Origin of the sequence: Paraburkholderia humisilvae, assembly GCF_902859855.1 — a bacterium.
GTDB lineage: Bacteria > Pseudomonadota > Gammaproteobacteria > Burkholderiales > Burkholderiaceae > Paraburkholderia > Paraburkholderia humisilvae.
In genome coordinates, this window is sequence record NZ_CADIKH010000419.1 from 1 (window position 1) to 821 (window position 821).

Annotated in this window: 2 pseudogenes; both read right to left on the reverse strand. The window is 63.6% G+C overall.

The features are described from left to right. Positions 1-282, reverse strand: a pseudogene (locus tag HV796_RS43905) (EmrA/EmrK family multidrug efflux transporter periplasmic adaptor subunit); the annotation flags it as partial. An 18-nt stretch (positions 283-300) separates the two neighbouring features. Beyond that, a pseudogene (locus tag HV796_RS42855) lies at positions 301-692 on the reverse strand (transposase); the annotation flags it as partial. Between the last annotated feature and the right edge of the window lie 129 nt (positions 693-821).

Here is an 821-nt window from a genome sequence, read left to right on the forward strand (position 1 = left end):
GCCGTAGATATCGGCGGTCAGCTCGACCGGCTGGCCGATCCGCATGTGCCTCAACTGTCCTTCCTTGAAGTTCGCGTCGACCCACACGCCATTGAGCGGCACGACCGCCATCAGCGGATTGCCCGGCGACACGCGCTGGCCGACCTGCACCGAGCGCTTTGCGACATAGCCGGTGACGGGCGCCGGCAGCGTGTTGCGCGCGTTGTTCAGATACGCATCGCGTACCTTCGCGGCGGCGGCCATCACGTTCGGGTGATCGGTGATGGTCGTGTTCACGGTCAGCGCGCGGTTCGCCGCGAGCTGCTGCTCGGACGCGTCGAGCGCGGCCTGCGCGCCGGTACTGTCGGCAATACCGGCGGGCGTGAGATTCACTATCAGCAAACCGCCATCGGTATCGACCGCAATGTGCCGCTTGCGTCCAGCCACTTTTTTTGCCGCGTCGTAGCCACGCTGGCTCGCCGCTGGCGCCTTCACCGTCTGACTGTCGATGACCCCGGCGCTGGGGCAATGTTGGCGGCCGGCCAGTTCCCGGTCAGGCATCAGTACCACATCGTGCAACGTATGAAACAGGAAGCGGCGCATCAACCGGCGAAACCACCATTAGACCGTCCGCCGTGCGGGAAGTCGTTCGGCAGCATCCTCCAGCCGCACCCCGCCCGCACCAGGTAGCGCAACGCATTGATCACTTCGCGCGCAAATCGCACTGACAACGAGCTAACGTCAAGAGTGGTGTACGAATAATTTGATGGCGGTCGATTTCAAGCGGCGAGTTTCTGCTGAACCGGTCGATCGTCTTGCACCGGTTCGCCGTCCTTGAAGGC